General features: G+C 67.4%; 18 protein-coding genes. 10 read left to right on the top strand and 8 right to left on the bottom strand.

Annotation, left to right across the window (positions count from 1 at the left end; all coding sequences use genetic code 11):
- Positions 1 to 89 precede the first annotated feature (89 nt).
- The 3 genes from ACM2ZB_RS08100 to agp all read left to right on the top strand — a co-directional run bounded on the left by ACM2ZB_RS08100 (position 90) and on the right by agp (position 5,083).
- Entirely contained in the window at positions 90 to 1,664 is a 1,575-nt protein-coding gene (locus ACM2ZB_RS08100) for a serine hydrolase (RefSeq protein WP_416058092.1), read from the top strand.
- Between the two features lie 271 nt (positions 1,665 to 1,935).
- On the top strand, positions 1,936 to 3,768 hold the full coding sequence (smrA, locus tag ACM2ZB_RS08095; RefSeq protein ID WP_416058091.1) for a multidrug efflux ABC transporter SmrA: 1,833 nt from the start codon (positions 1,936 to 1,938) through the stop codon (positions 3,766 to 3,768).
- Positions 3,769 to 3,862: 94 nt separating this feature from the next.
- Positions 3,863 to 5,083 (top strand): bifunctional glucose-1-phosphatase/inositol phosphatase, encoded by a 1,221-nt coding sequence (agp, locus tag ACM2ZB_RS08090; protein WP_416058090.1) that lies wholly within the window; start codon positions 3,863 to 3,865, stop codon positions 5,081 to 5,083.
- Between the two features lie 289 nt (positions 5,084 to 5,372).
- Here agp and ACM2ZB_RS08085 read toward each other — a convergent pair whose 3' ends face one another.
- Positions 5,373 to 7,181 carry a DUF885 domain-containing protein gene (locus ACM2ZB_RS08085; protein WP_416058089.1) on the bottom strand — a complete coding sequence of 603 codons (1,809 nt, stop codon included), beginning with the start codon at positions 7,179 to 7,181 and terminating at the stop codon, positions 5,373 to 5,375.
- A 112-nt stretch (positions 7,182 to 7,293) separates the two neighbouring features.
- Here ACM2ZB_RS08085 and ACM2ZB_RS08080 point away from each other — a divergent pair, with 112 nt between their 5' ends.
- On the top strand, positions 7,294 to 7,650 hold the full coding sequence (locus ACM2ZB_RS08080; protein WP_416058088.1) for a GFA family protein: 357 nt from the start codon (positions 7,294 to 7,296) through the stop codon (positions 7,648 to 7,650).
- Positions 7,647 to 8,438 carry a DUF4349 domain-containing protein gene (locus ACM2ZB_RS08075; protein ID WP_416058087.1) on the top strand — a complete coding sequence of 264 codons (792 nt, stop codon included), beginning with the start codon at positions 7,647 to 7,649 and terminating at the stop codon, positions 8,436 to 8,438. The genes ACM2ZB_RS08080 and ACM2ZB_RS08075 overlap by 4 nt, the downstream gene beginning before the upstream one ends.
- Before the next feature lie 41 nt (positions 8,439 to 8,479).
- Here the strand turns inward: ACM2ZB_RS08075 and ACM2ZB_RS08070 are convergent, their stop codons facing one another.
- Positions 8,480 to 8,773 carry a hypothetical protein gene (locus ACM2ZB_RS08070; protein ID WP_005408721.1) on the bottom strand — a complete coding sequence of 98 codons (294 nt, stop codon included), beginning with the start codon at positions 8,771 to 8,773 and terminating at the stop codon, positions 8,480 to 8,482.
- A gap of 68 nt (positions 8,774 to 8,841) precedes the next feature.
- Entirely contained in the window at positions 8,842 to 9,786 is a 945-nt protein-coding gene (locus ACM2ZB_RS08065; protein ID WP_313438872.1) for a LysR substrate-binding domain-containing protein, read from the bottom strand.
- A 115-nt stretch (positions 9,787 to 9,901) separates the two neighbouring features.
- Here ACM2ZB_RS08065 and ACM2ZB_RS08060 point away from each other — a divergent pair, with 115 nt between their 5' ends.
- Positions 9,902 to 10,774 carry a DMT family transporter gene (locus tag ACM2ZB_RS08060; RefSeq protein ID WP_416058086.1) on the top strand — a complete coding sequence of 291 codons (873 nt, stop codon included), beginning with the start codon at positions 9,902 to 9,904 and terminating at the stop codon, positions 10,772 to 10,774.
- 320 nt (positions 10,775 to 11,094) lie between these two features.
- Here the strand turns inward: ACM2ZB_RS08060 and ACM2ZB_RS08055 are convergent, their stop codons facing one another.
- On the bottom strand, positions 11,095 to 11,994 hold the full coding sequence (locus ACM2ZB_RS08055; protein WP_416058085.1) for a peptidylprolyl isomerase: 900 nt from the start codon (positions 11,992 to 11,994) through the stop codon (positions 11,095 to 11,097).
- Positions 11,995 to 12,114: 120 nt separating this feature from the next.
- On the opposite strand from ACM2ZB_RS08055, the gene ACM2ZB_RS08050 reads away from it, so the two are divergent.
- From ACM2ZB_RS08050 to ACM2ZB_RS08040, 3 genes are all read left to right on the top strand, one after another.
- Positions 12,115 to 13,599, top strand: coding sequence for a HEAT repeat domain-containing protein (locus ACM2ZB_RS08050; RefSeq protein WP_416058084.1), 1,485 nt, complete (start codon positions 12,115 to 12,117; stop codon positions 13,597 to 13,599).
- A gap of 90 nt (positions 13,600 to 13,689) precedes the next feature.
- Positions 13,690 to 14,055 (top strand): PadR family transcriptional regulator, encoded by a 366-nt coding sequence (locus tag ACM2ZB_RS08045; protein ID WP_313438861.1) that lies wholly within the window; start codon positions 13,690 to 13,692, stop codon positions 14,053 to 14,055.
- Positions 14,052 to 15,041, top strand: a complete 990-nt coding sequence (locus tag ACM2ZB_RS08040) for a sensor domain-containing protein (RefSeq protein WP_416058083.1) — start codon at positions 14,052 to 14,054, stop codon at positions 15,039 to 15,041. Before ACM2ZB_RS08045 ends, ACM2ZB_RS08040 begins: the two co-directional genes overlap by 4 nt.
- Before the next feature lie 109 nt (positions 15,042 to 15,150).
- Here the strand turns inward: ACM2ZB_RS08040 and ACM2ZB_RS08035 are convergent, their stop codons facing one another.
- Entirely contained in the window at positions 15,151 to 16,458 is a 1,308-nt protein-coding gene (locus ACM2ZB_RS08035; protein ID WP_416058082.1) for a polyhydroxyalkanoate depolymerase, read from the bottom strand.
- Between the two features lie 93 nt (positions 16,459 to 16,551).
- Positions 16,552 to 17,142, bottom strand: coding sequence for a class I SAM-dependent methyltransferase (locus ACM2ZB_RS08030; protein WP_313438855.1), 591 nt, complete (start codon positions 17,140 to 17,142; stop codon positions 16,552 to 16,554).
- Positions 17,143 to 17,592: 450 nt separating this feature from the next.
- On the opposite strand from ACM2ZB_RS08030, the gene ACM2ZB_RS08025 reads away from it, so the two are divergent.
- Positions 17,593 to 18,048 (top strand): CopD family protein, encoded by a 456-nt coding sequence (locus ACM2ZB_RS08025; protein ID WP_416058081.1) that lies wholly within the window; start codon positions 17,593 to 17,595, stop codon positions 18,046 to 18,048.
- 127 nt (positions 18,049 to 18,175) lie between these two features.
- Here the strand turns inward: ACM2ZB_RS08025 and ACM2ZB_RS08020 are convergent, their stop codons facing one another.
- Positions 18,176 to 19,135: an acetyl-CoA carboxylase carboxyltransferase subunit alpha gene (locus tag ACM2ZB_RS08020; RefSeq protein ID WP_313438851.1), complete on the bottom strand. Its 960-nt coding sequence runs from the start codon at positions 19,133 to 19,135 to the stop codon at positions 18,176 to 18,178.
- Positions 19,136 to 19,248: 113 nt separating this feature from the next.
- Positions 19,249 to 20,112 carry a hypothetical protein gene (locus ACM2ZB_RS08015; protein WP_416058080.1) on the bottom strand — a complete coding sequence of 288 codons (864 nt, stop codon included), beginning with the start codon at positions 20,110 to 20,112 and terminating at the stop codon, positions 19,249 to 19,251.
- Between the last annotated feature and the right edge of the window lie 26 nt (positions 20,113 to 20,138).

Here is a 20,138-nt window from a genome sequence, read left to right as displayed (position 1 = left end):
GGCAGGATCGGCCGGCGGCCGTTACCATCGCGCGAAACCCCGGTGACGGCCTGCACACGGCCGCGACCCCTGTTCGGAGATGGTGCTGGATGAACAACTGGATTGGAGGCGCCGTGCTGCTGGCTTGCGCGACGATGGCGAACGCGGCCGAGACCGCACCTACCCCCGCGCAGCTGCAGGCGCTGGACGCGACCGTCGAGCGCGTGCGCGCGCAGTTCGACGTGCCCGGCGTATCCGTGGCCGTGGTCAAGGACGGCCAGATCGTGCTGGAGCGTGGCTGGGGCGTGCGTGAGCTGGGCAAGCCCGAGCCGGTGCAGGCCGACACCCTGTTCGCCATCGCATCCAACACCAAGGCCTTCACCGCCACCTCGCTGAACCTGCTGGCCGAGGACGGCAAGCTGAAGATGGACGACAAGGTGATCGACCACCTGCCGTCGTTCCGCATGTCCGATGCGTTCGTGACCGGGCAGATGACCCTGCGCGACCTGCTGTCGCACCGCAGCGGCCTGAGCCTGGGCGCCGGTGACCTGCTGTTCTGGCCGACCACGTCCTACAGCAATGCCGAAGTGGTGCAGCGCCTGGGCCAGGTGCCGCTGAAGGGGGGGTTCCGCGAGCGTTATGCCTACGACAACATCCTCTATGCGGTCGCCCAGCAGGTAATCGAGAAGGTGTCGGGCATGAGCTACCAGCAGTTCCTGCAGACGCGCATCTTCGACAAGGTGGGCATGGCCGGAACGCGTTACAACGCCGACCACCTGCGGGCAGGCGACAAGGCCGCTATCGGCCACGCCAAGTACGATTTCAAGGATCTGCGCACCGTTGCACCGCTGACCTGGTCCAACAACGCCGGTGCCGGTGGCATCTATTCCAGCGCGCATGACATGGCGCGCTGGATGCAGGTGCAGCTGGCCGAAGGCAAGCTGGCCGATGGCACGCCGCTGTTCAGTGCCAAGACCCAGAAAGAGATGTGGCAGATGATCACGCCGCAGGCCATCGCCGCACCGAGCGTGCCCGAGCTGGAGCCGGCCCGTGCCAACTTCGCCGGCTATGGCGAGGGCTGGAGCCTGAGCGACTACCGCGGGCAGAAGCTGGTCTGGCACACCGGCGGCTGGCCGGGCATGGTTTCGCGGCTGACCCTGGTGCCGGGGCAGAAGCTGGGCGTGGTGGTGCTGACCAACCAGGAAGCCGGCGCAGCGTTCAATGCCATCACCCTGAGCGTGCTTGATGCCTACCTGGGCGGCGAGCAGCATGACTGGGTCGATGCCTACGCCAAGGGCGTGGCCAAGGGCCAGGACAAGGCCGATGAAGCCTGGGCCAGGCACCAGGCCGAGCGGGCCAAGGGCAGCACGCCCTCGCTGCCGCTGGCCGGCTACGCGGCGACCTATCGTGACCGCTGGTATGGCGACATGGTGGTGTCGACCGAAGGCAAGGGCCTGCGCCTGCGGTTTGCGAAGACCGCGCAGCTGACCGGCCGCCTGGAGCACTGGCAGCACGATACCTTCATCGTGCGCTGGGATGATCGTTCGCTCAACGCCGATGCGTTCGTGAACTTCAGCCTGGACCCGGACGGCAAGGTGCGCGAGCTGCGCATGCAGCCGGTCTCCGACCTGACCGATTTCAGCTTCGATTTCCAGGACCTGCTGTTCACCCCGGTCAAGCAGTGAGGGTAGTGCCGGCCGCTGGCCGGCAACTTCATGAGCCCCGGTGTGCACCGCGTGGTTGCCGGCCAGCGGCCGGCACTACCGCCCCCGGTGTACGGGGGCAGCGCCGCAGGCGCGGGGGTGAGGGTGTTGATGAGTGGGGCCCGCGGTTCGCGCAGCGAACCGTGGGAGCGTCAGCGCGAATGCGCGGACGCGTACCCGGGCCATGCCCGGCGAACGCCGGGAACACACCGTCCATGGGATAATCGCCGCGCTGATCTGGCGAGGGAATGTGATGTTTCGTTGGTTTGAATCCCTGATTCCGGTGTTCCCGCCCGTGGACGGCCGCATGCCGCCGCAGAAGGTGCTGCCGTTCTACCTGCACTACCTGCGCCCGGTGTGGCCGGTGCTGCTGGCCACCCTCATCGCCGGCCTGCTGCTGGCGCTGGTGGAAGTGGCGATGTTCGATTACCTGGGGCGCATCGTCGACATGGTCGCCGAGCAGCCGGGGGCCGACTTCTTCAAGCGCCATGCCAATGAACTGGGCTGGATGCTGTTCATCACGGTCATCGCGCGGCCGATCCTGGTCGGCCTGCACAACCTGCTGGTCAACCAGGCCATCGTGCCCGGCCTGAGCAACCGCTCGCGCTGGCTGATGCACAACTACGTGGTGCGGCAGAGCCTGAGCTTCTTCCAGAACGACTTCGCCGGCAGCGTGGCCAACCGGGTGATGCAGACCGGTACGTCGCTGCGCGAATCGGCGGTGCAGATGGTCGATTCGCTCTGGTACATCGTGGTCTACACCGGCACCGCGCTGTACCTGTTCGCGCAGGCCGACTGGCGCCTGATGGTGCCGCTGATCCTGTGGCTGCTGGCCTATGCGGTGATCCTGGCCTACTTCGTGCCGCGTGCGAAGGAACGTGCGTGGATCGCCTCGGAGGCGCGTTCCAAGGCGATGGGCCGCATTGTCGACGGCTACACCAACATCCCCACGCTGAAGCTGTTCGCCCATGGTGGGCGCGAGCAGGCGTACGTGGCCGAGTCGATCCAGGAACTGGCGGTCAAGCACCGTGCGCAGACCCGCATCACCACCGGCATGGACCTGACCATCGCCATCGTCAACGGCTTCCTGATCGCAGGCACCTGCGGCCTGTCGCTGTGGCTGTGGAACGGCGGGCACATCACCGTGGGCGCGATCACCTTGGCCACCGGTCTGGTGATCCGCATCCACAACATGTCCGGCTGGATCATGTGGACCATCAACGGCATCTTCGAGGACATCGGCACGGTGCAGGATGGCATCACCACCATCGCCCAGCCGCTGACCGTGCAGGACCGTGAGGATGCCGTGCCGTTGCAGGTGGCGCATGGCGGCGTGCACTTCCAGGACATCCACTTCCATTACGGCAAGAAGGGCGGCGTGATCGCCGGCCTGGACCTGGTGGTGAAGCCGGGCGAGAAGATCGGCCTGGTCGGTCCCTCCGGCGCCGGCAAGTCGACCCTGGTCAACATCCTGCTGCGGCTGTACGACCTGGAAAGCGGCCGCATCCTGATCGACGGGCAGGACATCGCCCACGTCACCCAGGAAAGCCTGCGCCAGCAGATCGGCGTGGTCACCCAGGACACCTCGCTGCTGCACCGCTCGATCCGCGACAATCTGTTGTACGGCCGCCCCGACGCGACCGATGAGCAGCTGCGCGCTGCCGTGGCCAAGGCACGTGCCGAAGCCTTCATCGATACGCTGGTGGACGGGCAGGGGCGCCGCGGCTATGACGCCCATGTGGGCGAGCGAGGCGTGAAGCTGTCCGGTGGCCAGCGCCAACGCATCGCCATCGCCCGCGTGCTGCTGAAGGACGCGCCGATCCTCGTGCTGGACGAAGCCACCTCGGCGCTGGATTCGGAAGTGGAAGCGGCCATCCAGGACAGCCTGGACGAGCTGATGGGCGGCAAGACGGTGATCGCGATCGCGCACCGCCTGTCGACCATCGCGCGCATGGACCGGCTGGTGGTGATGGACCAGGGCCGCATCGTCGAGACCGGCACCCATGCCGAACTGATCGCCGCCGCTGGCCTGTACGCGCGCTTGTGGGCGCGGCAGACCGGTGGGTTCGTGGCGGCGGATCAGTAGATCCATGCCACGCGTGGATGCGTACTTATCCGTCGGGGTCGGATCCCTTTCCGCGGGAAAGGGCTCTGACCCCAGCGTGTTTCCGGAGATCCGAATGATCCGCCCTCTACGCCTTCTTCTGCTGGCGCTTGCCCTCGTCAGTTCGTCCGCAGCCGCTGTGCCGGCACCCGTGGAAGCCGACCGCCTCGAACAGGTCGTCCTGCTCAGCCGCCACAATCTGCGCGCGCCACTGGTGTCCTCCGGCACGCTGGCCGAGGCCACGCCGCATGCGTGGGCAACATGGGACGTTGCCGCTGGCGAGCTGATCACCAAAGGCGGCGTGCTGGAGGTCTACATGGGCCGTTACCTGGGCCAGTGGCTGCGGCAGGCCAACGTGCTGCCCGCCACCGGCTGCCCGCAGGCCGCTGACTTCCATGCATTGGCCAACAGTCTGCAGCGCACCCAGGCCACCGCACAGTTCTTCATCGCCGGTGCCTTCCCGGGCTGCCACGTAGCGGTGCAGCAGCGCAGGCCGCTGGGCACGATGGATCCGTTGTTCGACCCGGTAATCCACCGCGATGACGCCGCCTTCCAGCGCCGCGCCCTGCGTGCCATGCAGAAGGCCGAGGCGCAGGCGCGTCTCGCGCCGGATCTGCAGGTGGTGGATGAGGTGGTCGAGCATGCGGCCTCGCCGGCTTGTGCGGGGCGCAGACCGTGCACGCTGCGCACAGGTGACAGCACATTCCGCGTGGAGGTGGGCAAGGAGCCCGGCGCCACCGGCTCGCTGGCCCTGGCCAACGGCATGGTCGATGCGCTGCTGATGGAGGACTACCAGAACGCGACGGGCACTGCGGCGGGTTGGGGCAGGCTGCACGATGAAGCGCAGTGGCAGGCGCTGGCGCGGGTGCGCAATGGCTACCAGGACATCCTGTTCGGCACGCCCGACGTGGCGCGCGATGTGGCGGCGCCGTTGCTGTCGCACATTGCGGAATTGTTCGAAGCGCCGGCGTCGCCGAAGGTGACATTGCTGGTCGGGCACGATTCCAACATCGGTTCGGTGCTGGCCGCGTTGGGTGTGTCTGCTTACATGCTGCCAGGGCAGCTCGAGAAGACGCCGATCGGCGGCCTGCTGCAGTTCGAGCGTTGGCGTAGGGAAAGCGGGGAAGTGCGCTACCGGCTGGTGTATGTCTACCCGACCCGCGCGCAATTGCGTGATGCGCTGCCGTTGAGTGATGCGCGGCCGCCGGGGCGGGTGGAGCTCGCCTTGTCGGGGTGTGCGCAGGATGGATGCAGTGAGGTGCAGTTCGAGCGCCTGCTGCATCGCGCGGTGAATTGAATGCCATCCACGCATGGCGTGGATCTACTGGCAAACCGGAGAACGTCCACGCCATGCGTGGATGGGGTGCGATAGATCCACGCCACGCAGTAGATCCACGCCACGCGTGGATGGGGTGCGATAGATCCACGCCACGCAGTAGATCCACGCCACGCGTGGATGGGGTGCGATAGATCCACGCCACGCAGTAGATCCACGCCACGCGTGGATGGGCCCATCCGGAGACGCCAAACAAAAAAACGGCCCGGGTCTCCCCGGGCCGTTCCGTTTCCATCTCACACCCGACCGATCACTCGATCGGCTGGTCCAGCATCAGCTGGCGGGCGAAGCGCACCGGCGGCGCGCCGTAGGACAGCATCTGGTCGTGGTAGGCCTTCAGGTTGAACTTGTCGCCCAGCTTGTCCTGCATCGCCTTGCGGGTGTCGAAGTGTTCCTGCGCACCGACAAAGTAGGTCGGCAGCTGGGCCGAGGTCAGCTGCGCGCGAACCCACTTGCCCGAGGCTTCGCTTTCCTGCTGGAACGCGTCGTGGGTCATCAGGTGCATCGCCTTCTCGCGATCCCAGTTGTCCACGTGCACGCCCTGGTCCAGGATCGCGTTGGAAATGGTGCGCAGGTAGAACTTCAGCTGCACCAGGTGGAACAGCGGGTCGTTGTTGAGGTAACCCTGCTCCTGCATCATGCGTTCGGTGTAGACCGCCCAGCCTTCGGCGAACAGGCCCGAACGCAGCACCGCACGCAGGGTGGAGGGGAACTTGGCCGAGTGCCAGCCTTCCAGGTAGTGGCCCGGGGTGCCTTCGTGGATGCTCAGCAGGTGGATCATGCGCGAGTTGTACTCACGCAGGAACGAGTCGACCTGCTTGTCATTCCAGTCATCCGGAATCGGCGAGACGGCGTAGAAGGTCTTCAGGTTCTTGTCCAGCGGGCCCGGCGAATCGCAATAGGCCACGGCCACGCCGCGCTGGAATTCCGGCATCAGGATGATGTCCACCGGCGCGTCCGGCAGGGTCATCAGGTCGTGTTCGCGCACGAACGCGGTGGACTGCTCCAGCGCGGCCTTGGCATCGTCCACCACCTTGTCACGTGCCGGCTTGTCGGCGTAGGCCAGCTCCAGCGCGGCCTCGATGGCCTTCTGCTGCTGTTCGTCGGTGGGCTGCGCCGGCATTTCCGGTGCGCCCGGCTTGTCCTTCAGCACGGTCTGGGCGATGCCGTACATGTCTTCGCGCACGCGCTTGAGTTCGGCGCGGGCACGCTCACCGATTTCCTGGCGCGACAGCGAGGAGTTCAGCGCGAACTTCAGCTTCTGGTCGTACTTTTCCGCGCCGATGCGGAAATCGCCCTTGGCGTTCGGCACCAGGGTCTTGTCCAGCCAGGTCTGCTGCTCGTCCACGGCCTTCTTCAGGCCATCGATGGCGGCCTGCAGGCGCTGCTGGTCGGCCTGCGGCAGTTCGCCGATGTGCGGGGTGATGAAGGTATCGACGATGCTGAGGATGCCCTTGTTCTGCTTGGCCACCGTCTCGGCATGGATCTTCGGCACGCGCGCCGGGTCCAGGTTTTCGCGGGCCTGGGCGAAGATCTGCGGGATCTTCTCCATGCGCGCGGTGGCGGACTTCAGGCGGTCCGGCAGCGGCGCGAACTCACGCGCCATCAGGCCGTACAGGGCGCTGCCGGCCAGGCCGTTGTAGACCTGCGGATCCCACTTGCCGGACTGCATGACTTCGGTGTTCCAGATTTCCGACTGCAGCTGGTTGCGCAGGATGGCCGCATCGACCTGGTTCTCGCGGCCCAGCTTGGCCACGTCGATCTTGTCCAGATCGGCAAGCAGGCCCTTGTAGGCGTCCACGGTCTTCTGCTGGCCGGCGGCGCTGAGGTCGTCGATCTCGCTGTCGTAGCGGTGGTCGCCGATCTGGGTGGCGCTGACCGGGGATAGCTGCATCCAGGTGTCCAGCGCACGCTTGGACAGATCGGCGAAGGCGGCATCGACCGCCGCGTCGCCGGCCTGCTGGCTGGCGGCCGGGGTGGAAGCGTTGGTCGGGGCGTCGGCCGGCTGGCAACCGGCCAGGGCGGCGACCAGGGCGAGGGCAAGGAGATGCGGGCGCATCGGCGTTCCTGTACTGGGGTCAATCCCCGAGCATAGGGTGCGCGGGCTGCTTTGTCCCCCTGCCATAGGATTACCATGGGCGGCACAAGGACCCTCCAGCGGAGTGCAGGACATGCAATACCAGGGAAGCTGCCATTGCGGCAGGATCGCATTCACCGTACAGGCGCCGGCGCCGATCACCGATGTCATCGACTGCAACTGTTCGATGTGCCGCCGTCGCGGCAGCCTGCTGTGGTTCGCCCCGCGCGAGGCCTTCGCGCTGGCAACCGACCCGGCCGATGTGGCGACCTACCAGTTCAACAAGCACCACATCGACCACCACCATTGCCGCGAGTGTGGCACCGCGCCCTACAGCGAAGCGGTGGACCCGCGCCGCGGCATGCCGATGGTGGCGATCAACGTGCGCTGCCTGCCCGAGCTGGACCTGTCCGGCCTGTCGGTCACGTCCCATGACGGAGCGGCCGCATGAGGGCGGCGCGTGCGCGCGTGCTGCTGCCCGTACTGCTGCTGGCCGTCGTGGGCTGCGCGCCGCAGGGCGACCGCGCAGCGTCGGCTTCTGGCGCGGCGGCCGAAGCCGTGGCCTCGCCTGACGGTGCTTTCCTGGCCTACGAACACGATGTGCAGATACAGCTGCAGGCCGAGCAGATCAGCCCGCGCATCCAGCAGGTCGCGCAGGCCTGCCAAAGCGCGAAGTTCGGTGATTGCGCGGTGCTGGAGGTCGACCAGCGCAGCGGTGAACGGCCCAGCGGCGAGGTCAAGGTGCGCATCGCGCCCAAGGGTGTGGAGCCGCTGATCAGCCTGGCCGGTGAAGGTGGGCAGACCCAGGGGCGCAACACCCGCGCCGAGGATCTGGCCCAGCAGGTGGCCGACACCGCGCTGACCAAGGCGCGGCTGGAAAAGGAGCACGCCCGGCTGCTGTCCTACCAGGATCGCAAGGATCTGAAGATCGAGGACCTGATGGCGATCACCACCCGCCTGTCGGAAATCGAGGCGGGTGTGGAGCAGGCCAACAAGGATGCCGCACAGCAGCGCCGCCGCATCGACACGCAGCTGGTCACGCTGCACTTCGATACCACCTCCGGGCAGCGCAGCCGCAGCGAGATCGGCGAAGCACTGAGCGAGTCCGGCAACATCCTCAGCCTCAGCGTGGCCTTCCTGATCCGGGCCGCCGCGGCCTTGCTGCCGGTCAGCATCGTGGCGTTGCTGGTGGGGTGGGGCATCCGCGCATGGCTGCGCCGGCGCCGCCGCAAAGCCTGATTGCACGCAATGGGCAGCGCCGGGCCATGCCCGGCGAACCCTCAGCCTTCGTCGGTCTCGTACTCGACGAACACATCCAGCTCCAGCGCCAGTTCCTGCACCGCATCGCGCACCTTCTGCGCGGTGCTTTCGTTGCCGACTTCCACTTCCAGCTCGTGGATGCCCGGGCCGATGTCATCGGACAGCCCGGCCGAACTGGAATCGTCGTCGTCCATGTGCGGCATCAGGTCGTCGGTTTCCTCGACATGTTCGATGCCTTCCAGGCCCAGCAGCAGATCGCTGATGGCGCGGGCGTCGTCTTCGGTTCCGGTGATGCGCAGTCGCAGCATTGCCATGGCAGGTACACAGAGTGGGGTTGCCTGCAGCCTAGCCAGCGGCGGGCAAAGATCGGGTGAGGGCGCAGTCAGCCGGCCGTGGGCGGGCGCCCCAGCAGGCTGTCGGGCAGGGCCGGGATGGGTGTGCGCTCGTCCTGCGCCTGGGTCAGCAGCCAGTCGATGAACAGACGCGCGGCCGGGCTGGGCGGCTGCGCTTCGGCATGCACCACGTAGTACGCATAGCGCGCCTTGAGCGCCGGGCCGGGCAGGCGCACGACTTCATAGCGCTGCAGGTAGGGCTGGGCGACGTGCGTGCGCGCCAGTACCGCGCCCATGCCGTACACGGCTGCGCGCATGGCATCGGTGCTGTCGGCGAAGGTATGCATCGGCGGCAGCGGCGAGGGCGGCCGCACGCCGGCATGGCGGAACCAGTCACGCCAGCCCTGCGGCGACAGGTCGGTCAGCAGCGGCAGTTCGGCGATGCGCGCCGGGTCCTGCAGCGCTTCCACGCCGGGCAGGGCGGGCGAGGCTACCGGGAACAGGTTGTCGTCCATCAGGTGCTGCGCATGCAGGCCCGGCCACTGGCCCAGGCCGTAGCGGATGCCCACTTCAGGGCCATTGTCGTCGTAGCGGTCCAGGCCGCTGCCGGTGTGCAGTTCGATGCGGATGTGCGGATGCGCCTGGGTGAAGCGTGGCAGGCGTGGCAGCAGCCAGCAGTACGACAGCGAGCGCAGCGTGGTGACCCGCAGCGGCACGCTGTCCGCGTCCGGCTGCAGGTGGTGGGCGACGGCCGCGACATCGGTGAAGGCGGCGCTGGCCGCGTCGGCCAGCTGCCGGCCCTCGGCGGTCAGGCGCACGCCACGCGCGTGGCGCAGGAACAGGCGCACTTCCAGCACCTCTTCCAGGCGGCGCACGTGGTGGCTGACCGCGCTGGCGGTCAGGTGCAGCTCCTGTGCGGCCTGGGCGAAGTTCTGGTGGCGCGCGGCCACCGCAAACACGGCCAGTGCGGGGAGCAGGGAGGGGCGTAGCTGCATGGCGAGCCTCAAACCATATTTGTGGCTGGCAGCGATACTACGCGCTTGTGCGGCGGGCGTCTGCGGAAGATCCTGTGGGTCCAGGCATAGCGCAGGCGCAGGACGGAGGCAGGGCATGAACGCGGTACCGCAGGTGGCAGAACGCGATTGGCGCACCCCGTTGGAGCTGACCCTGCTGGGCGCGATCTGGGGCTGCTCGTTCCTGTTCATGCGGGTGGCGGTGCCCTCGTTCGGCCCGTTCGCCCTGGTCGAAGTCCGTCTGGTGCTGGGCGCGCTGGTGCTGATGCCCTTCCTGTGGCACGCCCGCGCCCAGTTTCCGCCGCGCCGCTGGCTGTGGCTGGCGCCGATCGGCCTGATCAATTCTGCCCTGCCGTTCGTGCTGTTCGCCTATTCGGCCGAACAGGCCCCGGCCGCCATCGGCGCCATCTGCAATGCGATGACCGTGCTGTTCGCCGCACTGATCGCCTTCCTGTTCTTCGGCGAGAAGATCGGCGTGCGGCGCGCAGGTGCACTGCTGGTCGGCTTTGCCGGCGTGGTGGTGCTGGCCACGGCCAAGGTGTCGGGCCTGAGCATCGGCATGGCCGTGTTGGCCGGCGCTGCGGCCTCGCTGCTGTACGGCCTGGGGGTGAACCTGGTGAAGCGGCACATGACCGGCCTGCCGTCGGCCGCCGCGGCCGCCGCAACGCTGGGCTGTGCTTCGCTGTGGATGCTGCCGATGGCGGTGACCCACTGGCCGCAGGCGGCGATTCCGGGCAAGGCCTGGGGCGCAGCGATCGCGCTGGGCGTGGCCTGCACCGGCTTGGCGTTCCTGATGTTCTACCGCCTGATCGGTCGCATCGGGCCCTCGCGCGCGTCGACGGTGACCTATCTGATTCCGCTGTTCGGCGCGGCGTTCGCGTGGCTGTTCCTGGGAGAACCGGTGACCCTGCAGATGCTGATTGCCGGCGGCCTGATTCTTGGCAGCGTGGCCGTCAGCCAGAAGGGCTGAGGGCGCCGACACAACGGTGGTGCCGGGCGCTGCCCGGCAGCCCTTTTCCGCGCCTGCGGAGAGGTGTCACTTTCTTTGCTCGTGCAAAGAAAGTAACCAAAGAAACACGCCGCCGTCCGCGAGCCGGCGTGCTGCGCACGCCGGTCCCCTGCGCTCCTCGGTCCGTCGAGGGACGGCGCGGAACTCGCTGCGCTCAGACACCCGCGCCTCTTCGCCCTCGCCGGAACTGCGGTGCTCGGCTCGCTCCAAGGCGGACCCAAGATCAAAGGCCACAGCCGCGCGCCCTGGCATGGCGCGCACTCAGCGCAAAAGCCGAGTCCTTACCGCACCGGCACCGGAATATTGCACAGGTCGATGTGCCCGGCCGGGCGCTTGTAGAAATCATCCACGCGGTTGCGCCGCGCTTCCACCGTATCGGCGAAGGTCTTCGAATCGGTACGCAACACCTGGATTGGGGTGCGTTCGGCCGCCGGCACGTCGCTGGCGCGGCGGATCGAGACGATAGGCGTGCGCAGTTTCGGGTCTTCGTAGAAGCCCATCGGCGCCGGCCCGCGCGGGATCGCGCTGAGCAGTTCCATGCCCTTCAGCACGCGGCCGACCACGGTGATGTTGCGGTCCAGCTGGCGCGGCGATTGCCCGGTCACCACGTACAGTTCGGCGCCGATGCTGCTGTCTTCTTCGTTGCTGCGGCCGGCACCTAGCATGCCGTAGCAGTGCGCCAGCCAGGCCTTGCCGGCCTGCGGATCCTGGCCCACCGGGAAGCCATCGACGAACCCGGTCTGCGCGGCCCAGCCATCGCGGTCGGGCAGCACGCTCACCTTCAGGCCGGCGCTGGCGCGTTCGAATTCGGCCGGCAGCTTGCGCGCGGCACTGCCGAACGGCCTGGCCTTGGTCGCGTCATCGGCGTCGGCATCGCCGAACTGCACCACGAAGTTGTCCTGCGACCGGTAGATGCTGGTGCCGTCCCAGAAGTGCTCGTGGGCAAAGGTCTGGATGTTGGCTACGTGGCGCGGGGCGAACTGCGGCGCCAGCTCGATGATCACCCGCCCGGCCGGCAGGTCCATGTAAAGCAGGTTGGCCGGGTCCGGCGTGCGCCAGTCGCTGGCCGCCGACGCATCGAGGATCTGCTGCGGGCTGCGGTAGGGCGTGGCCGCACTGGCCAGGGCGGGCAGCAGGCAGGCGAGGGCAAGGGCGGTCAGGGCGAGACGACGGTGCGACATGGAATCCCCGGTTCGATGGCGTTGGCCGATTCTGCGCTACCGGCGGTGGTCGCGCCATGGGCGATCTGGCCTTGCCGATGCGCGTACGGCACTCTGTCGACTTCTGCAGGGAAGCATGCAATGAGCAAGGAACGTTCCGGTAGTCAAGAAGCTGCGTTGCGCACGGTGATCACACGGACCCTGAAGGGCTTCGTCGACGATGACGTGGATGCTGTGCGCTGGTTGCATGCCCTCGACCCGCGCGGGTTGTCCGGCATGGATGAGCGCCGGCGCAATTGGTGGACACCGCGGGAAAATGAGCTTTTTTCCTGCCTGAAGGCCTGTCCAGAGGCGCCGCTTGAAGTGCGCGCGGCGGCACTGTTCCTTGCGGGATCCGATGGCAATGGCCATACGCGCGAGGCCGCACTGCGGATGATGCGTACGGTACCCAGCCCTCTTACCTTGTCCTGTGCCTTGCTCCGCTGCAATGACTGGGTGGCCGAAGTGCGGGCGGTGGCCCATGACGTGGTGATCGACCTGCTCGCGCAGTGCGCGGTGCCGCATGTGCTGGCGGCCTGGCCGGTGGCCGTGCGTCTGCGCGATGCGCAGCGCGTTGACCGTGTGTGGCTGGAGGGAACGCTGTTTGCCGGGCTGTCGTCGCCTGCCAATCGCGCAGTGCTCGAAGGACTGCTGGGCCATCCCGACGCACGCACCCGGTTGGCGGCTCATGTCGTCGCCCTGGGCAGTCATCCGGACCGGGCAGCGTTGCGCGCGCACGCGATTCTGGACAGCGATCCACACGTCTCGCACCTGGCACTTGCCGATCTTCTGCAGCACGGTGAGCCCGGGGAGATCGAAGCGCAGTGCGTGCTGGCATTGTCTGCGCCATCAAGCAGGGTGCGTAGCGCCGCGTTGCGTGCGCTGGTCGAGCGCGAGGTGGCCGGGTTGGATGCGTACATCGAAACCGCGGCATTCGACCGCTCGCGCGGCGTGCGCCGGTTGGCGGCGTGGCTGCTCCAGCAGCGGCAGGCCACGCCGGCCATTGCGTTGTGGCGCGACGAACTCACGCACGGCCGACGTGGGCGATGGCGCGAAGCACTGGAAGCGCTGGCCGACCACGCCGAGGCGGAGGATGTGCCTGCACTGCGCGCCCTGTTGCCCCAGGTGTCGCCGCGGCATCAGCGCTCCTGCCTGCGCGGCTGGGTGCGGGCCGAGGGCGGCGTCGGCATGGCGTTGCTGCGTGAAGCGCTGGAGGTGCCGGGGCGGACGGTGCAGGCGTTGCTGGCCAGCGCCAGTGCGCTATGGGCGGCGGAGCTGGACCCGGCGCGCCTGCTCGCGTTCTGCCACGACGGTCCTTCGCCGGTGGCACAGGCGGGGCTGCTTGCGCAGCTGACGAAGCTGCCCTTGTGGCAGCACCTCGACCTGCTGCTGGATGCGGTGCCGCAGCGTGAGGATGAGCGGGCGTGGCACCTGCGGCTCGTGCAGGACTGGCTTCGGGTGAGCGGGCAGTACTCGCCGCTGGGGACCTCCCGGCGGCAGGCTCTGGTCAGCCGGCTTGAAGAGGGCAGGCACGCTTTGCCCCACGCCGTGGCCAGCGAGGTACTGGCAGCGGTGCGGCGGGCCTGAGCCCCCACCCGCACGGCAGGATGACTAACGACACATTCGCTATACCGAACTTCGCACTACTGTGGACTTCAACGTAGTGGAGGGCCGGTCATGTCCGACGACGATGTCCACCTGAAGAAGTTCCAGAAGGAGCTCAGTGCCGGCACGGTCTCGTTGGCCCTGCTGGCGGTGCTGGCCCGGGCCGGAGAGCCGCTGTACGGCTACCTGATCGCCAAGGAGCTGGAACGCGTGGGCGAGGGCGTGCTGAGCGGCAAACAGAGCGCGCTGTACCCGGTGCTGCGCAACCTGGAGGGCGCCGGCCTGCTGGAAAGCCATGTGGAGCCGTCCAGCAGCGGGCCGCCGCGGCGCTACTACCGCATCAATGAACGCGGCCACGAGGTGCTGGCGCAGTGGCGCCAGGCCTGGCAGGCCACCCGAGATTCCGTCGATTCCGTGTTGGAGGGGATACCGCAATGAACGACCCGAGCCTGGCAGGCGCTGGCCTGCCCACCACGATCACCCAGTATCTGGCGCAGCTGCGCGCGGCCCTCCAGGGCGCCGATCCGGCCATGGTGCAGGACGCGCTGTACGACGCCGAGGAATACCTGCGCTCGGAACTGGCCGCGCAGCCGGGCCGCAGCGAGGCCGACGTCATCGCCGATGTGGCCGGCAGCTACGGCGCGCCGGAAGAAGTGGCGGAGATCTATCGCGAGACCGAGGTGACCGTGAACCGCGCGCTGCGTACGCCGCGTGCCGACACCAGCCCGGTGCTGCGCGCCGCCGCCGAGGCCAGCGGCGTGGCGCCGGCCGCACCGACGCCGGTACCGCCGCAGCGCTCGCTGATGGCGCGCTTCTTCGGCGTGGTGATGGACCCGCACACCTATGGCGCGCTGTTCTACATGCTGCTGTCGCTGGCCACGGGCATCTTCTTCTTCACCTGGGTGGTGACCGGCCTGTCGCTGTCGCTGGGCCTGCTGATCCTGATCATCGGCGTGCCGCTGACGGTGCTGTTCTTCGGCTCGGTGCGCGGGCTGGCGCTGCTGGAAGGGCGCCTGGTGGAGGCGCTGCTGGGCGAGCGCATGCCACGCCGTCCGCGTTACACCGACCGCAGCCGTACCTGGCTGCAGCGCGTCGGCGACATGTTCACCGATGGCCGCACCTGGCTGACCCTGCTGTACTTCGTGCTGATGCTGCCGTTGGGCGTTATCTACTTCACCATCGCGGTGACGTTGCTGTCGCTGTCGTTGAGCCTGATCTGGGCGCCAGTCGCGGCGATCTTCAGTGGCGACATCCCCGGCGTGTACATCAACGATGTGAATGTATTGCCGATGGCGGCCTCGCCGCTGGTGGCGATCGCGGTTGCGGCGGCGGGCGCGCTGCTGCTGTTGCTGACGATGCATCTGGCACGCGGCATCGGCAAGCTGCACGGGCTGCTGGCCAAGAACCTGCTGGTGCGGCTGTAACGGGCTGGGGTCGGATCCCTGTTCGCAGAACAGGGCTCTGACCCCAGGTTCGATCATGCAGGGGTCAGAGCCCTTTCCATTGGAAAGGGATCCGACCCCGGGCGGGGAATCAACCCGCCTTGCGCCGCAACGGGGTGACGTTGCTCTTCTTCTTTGTGGCCCTGGCGGCCGGTGCCTCGGCATGGGCGGCGAAGAAATCGCGTACCTTCGGGTAGACCACTTCGCGCCAGCGGCGGCCGCTGAAGATGCCGTAGTGGCCGGCGCCTTCGACGATGAAATGCTCGCGGCGGTCGGCGCTGATGCCGGTGCACAGCGCCTGCGCGGCTTCGGTCTGGCCGAGGCCGGCGATGTCATCCAGCTCGCCTTCGATGCTCAGCAGGGCGGTATCGCCGATGGCCGACGGATCAACCTTCTCACCGTTCACCACCCACTCGCCACGCGGCAGCAGGAAGTCCTGGAACACCACCGAGATCGTGTCCAGGTAGTACTTGGCCGGCATGTCCAGCACCGCGTTGTACTCGTCGTAGAAACGACGGTGCGCGTCGGCGTCTTCCAGGTCGCCCTTCACCAGGTCGGTATAGAAATCCCAGTGCGAGCTGAAGTGCCGGCTGGGGTTCATCGACAGGAAGCCGGCGTGCTGCAGGAAGCCCGGGTACACGCGGCGGCCGGCGCCGGGGTAACTGGCCGGCACGGTGTGGATGACGTTGTTCTCGAACCACGACAACGGGTTCTGCGTGGCCAGGTTGTTCACTGCGGTCGGGCTGCAGCGCGCATCGATCGGGCCACCCATCATCACCAGGGTGCGCGGGGTCGGCTCGCCACGGCTGGCCATCAGCGAAACCGCAGCCAGCACCGGTACGGTCGGCTGGCAGACGCTGACCACGTGCAGGCGCTCGACGCCGAGGTGGCGGATGAATTCCTGGATGTAGGCGATGTAGTCGTCCAGGCCGAACTCACCTTCGCTGGCAGGCACCATGCGCGCATCCACCCAGTCGGTGACGTACACGCGGTGGTCGCGCAGCAGGGTGCGCACGGTATCGCGCAGCAGCGTGGCGTGGTGGCCCGACAACGGCGCCACCACCAGCACGAACGGCTGGTTGAGCATGGTGTGCAGCTGGTCGGCTTCGTTGCTGTGGCGCTTGAAGCGCAGCAGCTTGCAGAACGGCTTGCTCACTTCCTCGTGCACGACGATCGGCACGCGCTCGCCTTCGACCTCGATTTCGTTGATGCCCCATTCGGGCTTCTCGTAATCCTTGCCGATGCGATGGAAGAGCTCATTGACCGCCGCCAGGCGATCAGCGCCCGGCATCTGCGACCACCAGTGGCCCTGGTTGGCGAAGAATCTGGCGTTGGCCTGGGCCTGGTGCACCCAGGGGGCGAGCAGGTTGCGGGTCAGTTCGTGTAGTTGATAGAGCATGACGACCGAATATGTATGGTCATATGTTGCCGCGCAGCATATCCCATCCGGGCGTCCCACAGGTTAAGCCGGGTAAAAATAATGAACCCGGATTCACATCTTCTCCAGCGCGGCGGCCTCGCTGGCCAGGCCGGGGCCCAGCCACAGGTGTGAACCAGCGGCCTGCAGGCCCTGGCGGGCCAGCTCGCGGCGGTACCAGCGCGCCGGGCGGGCGTGGAAGCCTTCGTGGTCGCCGTCGAACTCATCCTCGGCGGCGAAGGTTTCGAGGAAGGCCACGCCCCCGGTCAGCTCGCCCACGCCGGCCAGGCCCGCACGCAGCTCGCGGTCGGGCACGTAGTGCATCACGTCCGAGCAGACCAGCAGGTCGACCGGGGCGCACGGCCGCAGCCAGGCAAAATCGCCGAAGCTGGCCAGGTGCAGGTTGCGGGTACGCCCGTAGCGGCGCACAGCGTACTCGCTGCTGTCGAAGCCCAGGTATTGGACCTTCGGACGCAGCTTCAGCAGCGGTGCGCGCCAGGCGCCTTCGCCGCAGCCGATATCCAGCACGCTGCGCACCGGCCGTTCCAGGTAGTACTCGGCGGTGGCCACGGCCAGGGCGACCTTGCGCGCCAGGCGGGCACTGCCACCGATGTCGGCCTGGCGGTACCAGCGTTGGAAATAGGCGGCGTCGTAGGTCTTGTCCATGGGGCAGGGCGCGTAGAGGGTGAAAACGGCGCCTATCGTACGGCGTCGCGGCCACGGGTGCGTCGATTGGCCGCGGCATCCACCCATGGGGTGGCTCTACTGCGACCGGCGGGCGAACCGGGAGTAGAGCCACGCCATGCGTGGCTGCGACTGTGCGGTGGGCAGCCATCCATGGGATGGCTTTATTGTGGTGCGTCGATTGGCCACGACATCCACCCATGGGGTGGCTCTACTGCGCTGGGCGGGCGAACCGGGAGTAGAGCCACGCCATGCGTGGCTGCGATGGTGCGGTGGGCAGCCATCCATGGGATGGCTCTACTGTGGTGCGTCGATTGGCCACGCCATGCGTGGCTGCGATGGTGAGTGCGGCAATTGGCCGCGGCATCCACCCATGGGGTGGCTCTACTGCGACAATAGCCGCCCATCCCCGCCAGCCGCCGGAGCGAGCGCATGCAGAGCTACTACTGGGTCAAGACCTTCCACATCGTGTTCGTGGTGGCCTGGATGGCAACCGTGTTCTACCTGCCGCGCATCCTGGTGAACCTGGCCGAGACCACCGGGCAGGCAGCGGTGGGCGAGCGCCTGCAGCTGATGGGCCTGCGCCTGTACCGTTTCGGCCACTCGATGTTCGGGCTGGCCTTCGTGCTGGGCCTGGTGCTGTGGCTGGGCTACAAGGTCATCCCGGATTTCCCGACCATGGTCGCGCCCGGTGGCGCCGGCTGGCTGCACGCCAAGCTGGGCCTGGTGGTGCTGCTGCTGGTGTACTTCATTTGGACCGGCCGCCTGCTGAAGGGCGTGGCCAAGGGCAGGGCGCTGCCGTCCTCGCGCGCGCTGCGCTGGATCAACGAGATTCCGCTGCTGGCCTTCATCCCGATCGTCTGGCTGGTGCTGGCCAAGCCGTTCTGAGGCGAAGTAGATCCACGCCACGCGTGGATGCCGTCAACGCGCAAACGTAAAGAGCCGGGCATCTGCCCGGCTCTTTCGTTTCTGCAATCCCGTACATGCTGCCGGCCAGCGGCCGGCACTACCGGGCTTATGCGGCTTCGTACGTGCCGTAGCTGCGCAGGCGCGCATAGCGGCGCTCCAGCAGCTGCTCGGTGGACAGGCCATCCAGCGCGTCCAGTTCGTTCAGCAGCACGGCCTTCAGGCGCTTGGCCATCTGGGTCGGGTTGCGGTGGGCGCCACCGGTCGGCTCGCGCACGACCTTGTCGATCAGGCCCAGGCTCTTCAGGCGCGGGGCGGTCAGGCCCAGCTGTTCGGCGGCATCCTTGGCCTTGCCGGCGTCCTTCCACAGGATCGAGGCGCAGCCTTCCGGGGTGATGGTCGAATACACCGCGTATTCCAGCATCACGGTGCGGTCGCCCACGCCCAGCGCCAGCGCGCCGCCGGAACCACCTTCACCGATGACGGTGCAGATGATCGGCACCTTCAGCTCGGCCATCTCCATCAGGTTGCGGGCGATGGCTTCGGACTGGCCGCGCGATTCGGCATCGATGCCCGGCCAGGCGCCGGCGGTGTCGATCAGGGTCAGCACCGGCAGGCCGAAGCGTTCGGCCATCTTCATCAGGCGCAGGGCCTTGCGGTAGCCCTCCGGCTTGGGCATGCCGAAGTTGCGCTTGATCTTTTCCTTGGTGTCGCGACCCTTCTGGTGGCCGATCACCATCACCGAGCGGCCGTTGATGCGGGCCAGGCCACCCATGATGGCCTTGTCATCGGCGAAGGCGCGGTCACCGGCCAGTTCCTGGAATTCATCGAAGATGATGCGCAGGTAATCGGCGGTGTACGGGCGCGACGGGTGGCGGGCCAGCTGCAGCACCTGCCAGGAGGTCAGGTTGCGGAAGATCTGCGCGGTGCGCAGGCGCAGCTTGTCCTGCAGGGCGTGAACCTCGGCCTCGACATTGACCGCCGGTCCGGCACTGGCGTTGCGCAGTTCCTGGATCTTGGCTTCCAGGTCGGCGATGGGTTGCTCGAAGTCGAGGTAGTTCGGATTCATCGGAAGCCGTCGTGTAAAGAAGAGGGGAATTCTAGCCGAATGCGCAGCAATGGCCCGTACGCCTTCGTCTGGAAGGCGACGGTACCCCAGCCGGGCAGGGGGCGCCAGTCAGCTCAGGGCAGGACCAGCGCGCTGCGGGCCATTTCGGTGCTGCGCACGGTGACGAAGTCGTTGTAGGCCTGGTTGGCGGCCACCGGCAGTGTCGAGCCCAGCGTCGCGGTGGCCTGGGTGAAGGCCATGCTGGCCTGGAAGTCTTCCTTGCGCAGCGCCTTCTGCTCGGCGGCGGTGGTGGCCTTCAGCCAGCGGGCATAGAGGTCGCGCATGGGGCCGGCGTGGGCCTCGAAGGCCGGGTCCAGGGCGGGCAGGGTGGCCGGGGCCGGTTCCAGGGTGTAGACCGGGGCCACGTAACCGGCCGGCTGCTCGCGCGTGTAGGCGCCCGGTTCGCCCATGCCTTCCTCGACATAGGTGATGAAGTCGGGCGCGGTGAAGATCTTGGTGCTGATCTTCCCACCGGTCGAATCCACGTGGGCCACGATCTGTTCCTGCGGGAACGGCTCGCGCACGCCGAAGTTCCAGGTCTTGTCGATGAAAAGGCCATGGAACTTGTCGAACGGGCCCTTGAACTCCACGCCGCCAACCTCGATGCCCAGGCCGCTGGTACCGAAGTTCTTCAGCTTGTCTTCGCCGGTCACGTAGATCTCGCGCGCGGTGATGTACTCGCTCAGGGTCGGGTTGATCAGGCCGCCGCGACCGCGTTCGTAGACGATGAAGCGCACATCGCCCAGGCGGTTGGTGTGCAGGCGGTGCTCGCCCGGGGCCAGGCTGACCGGCCGCGACGCATGGGCGGCGACCGGCAGATCCTTGCCATCAATGCTGATGGCCAGCGGGGCATCGGTGGGGTTGTCGATCTCGAAATCGACCTTGGACGAACAGGCGGCCAGCGCCAATGCGGCGAAGAAGGGGAACAGCAGTTTCATGACGGTCTATCGTCCTTGACGGCAAC

Origin of the sequence: Stenotrophomonas maltophilia (assembly GCF_047782825.1) — a bacterium.
Lineage (GTDB): Bacteria > Pseudomonadota > Gammaproteobacteria > Xanthomonadales > Xanthomonadaceae > Stenotrophomonas.
Note: the sequence above shows the minus strand (reverse complement) of the source record. Positions and strands in the feature narration are given on the sequence as shown.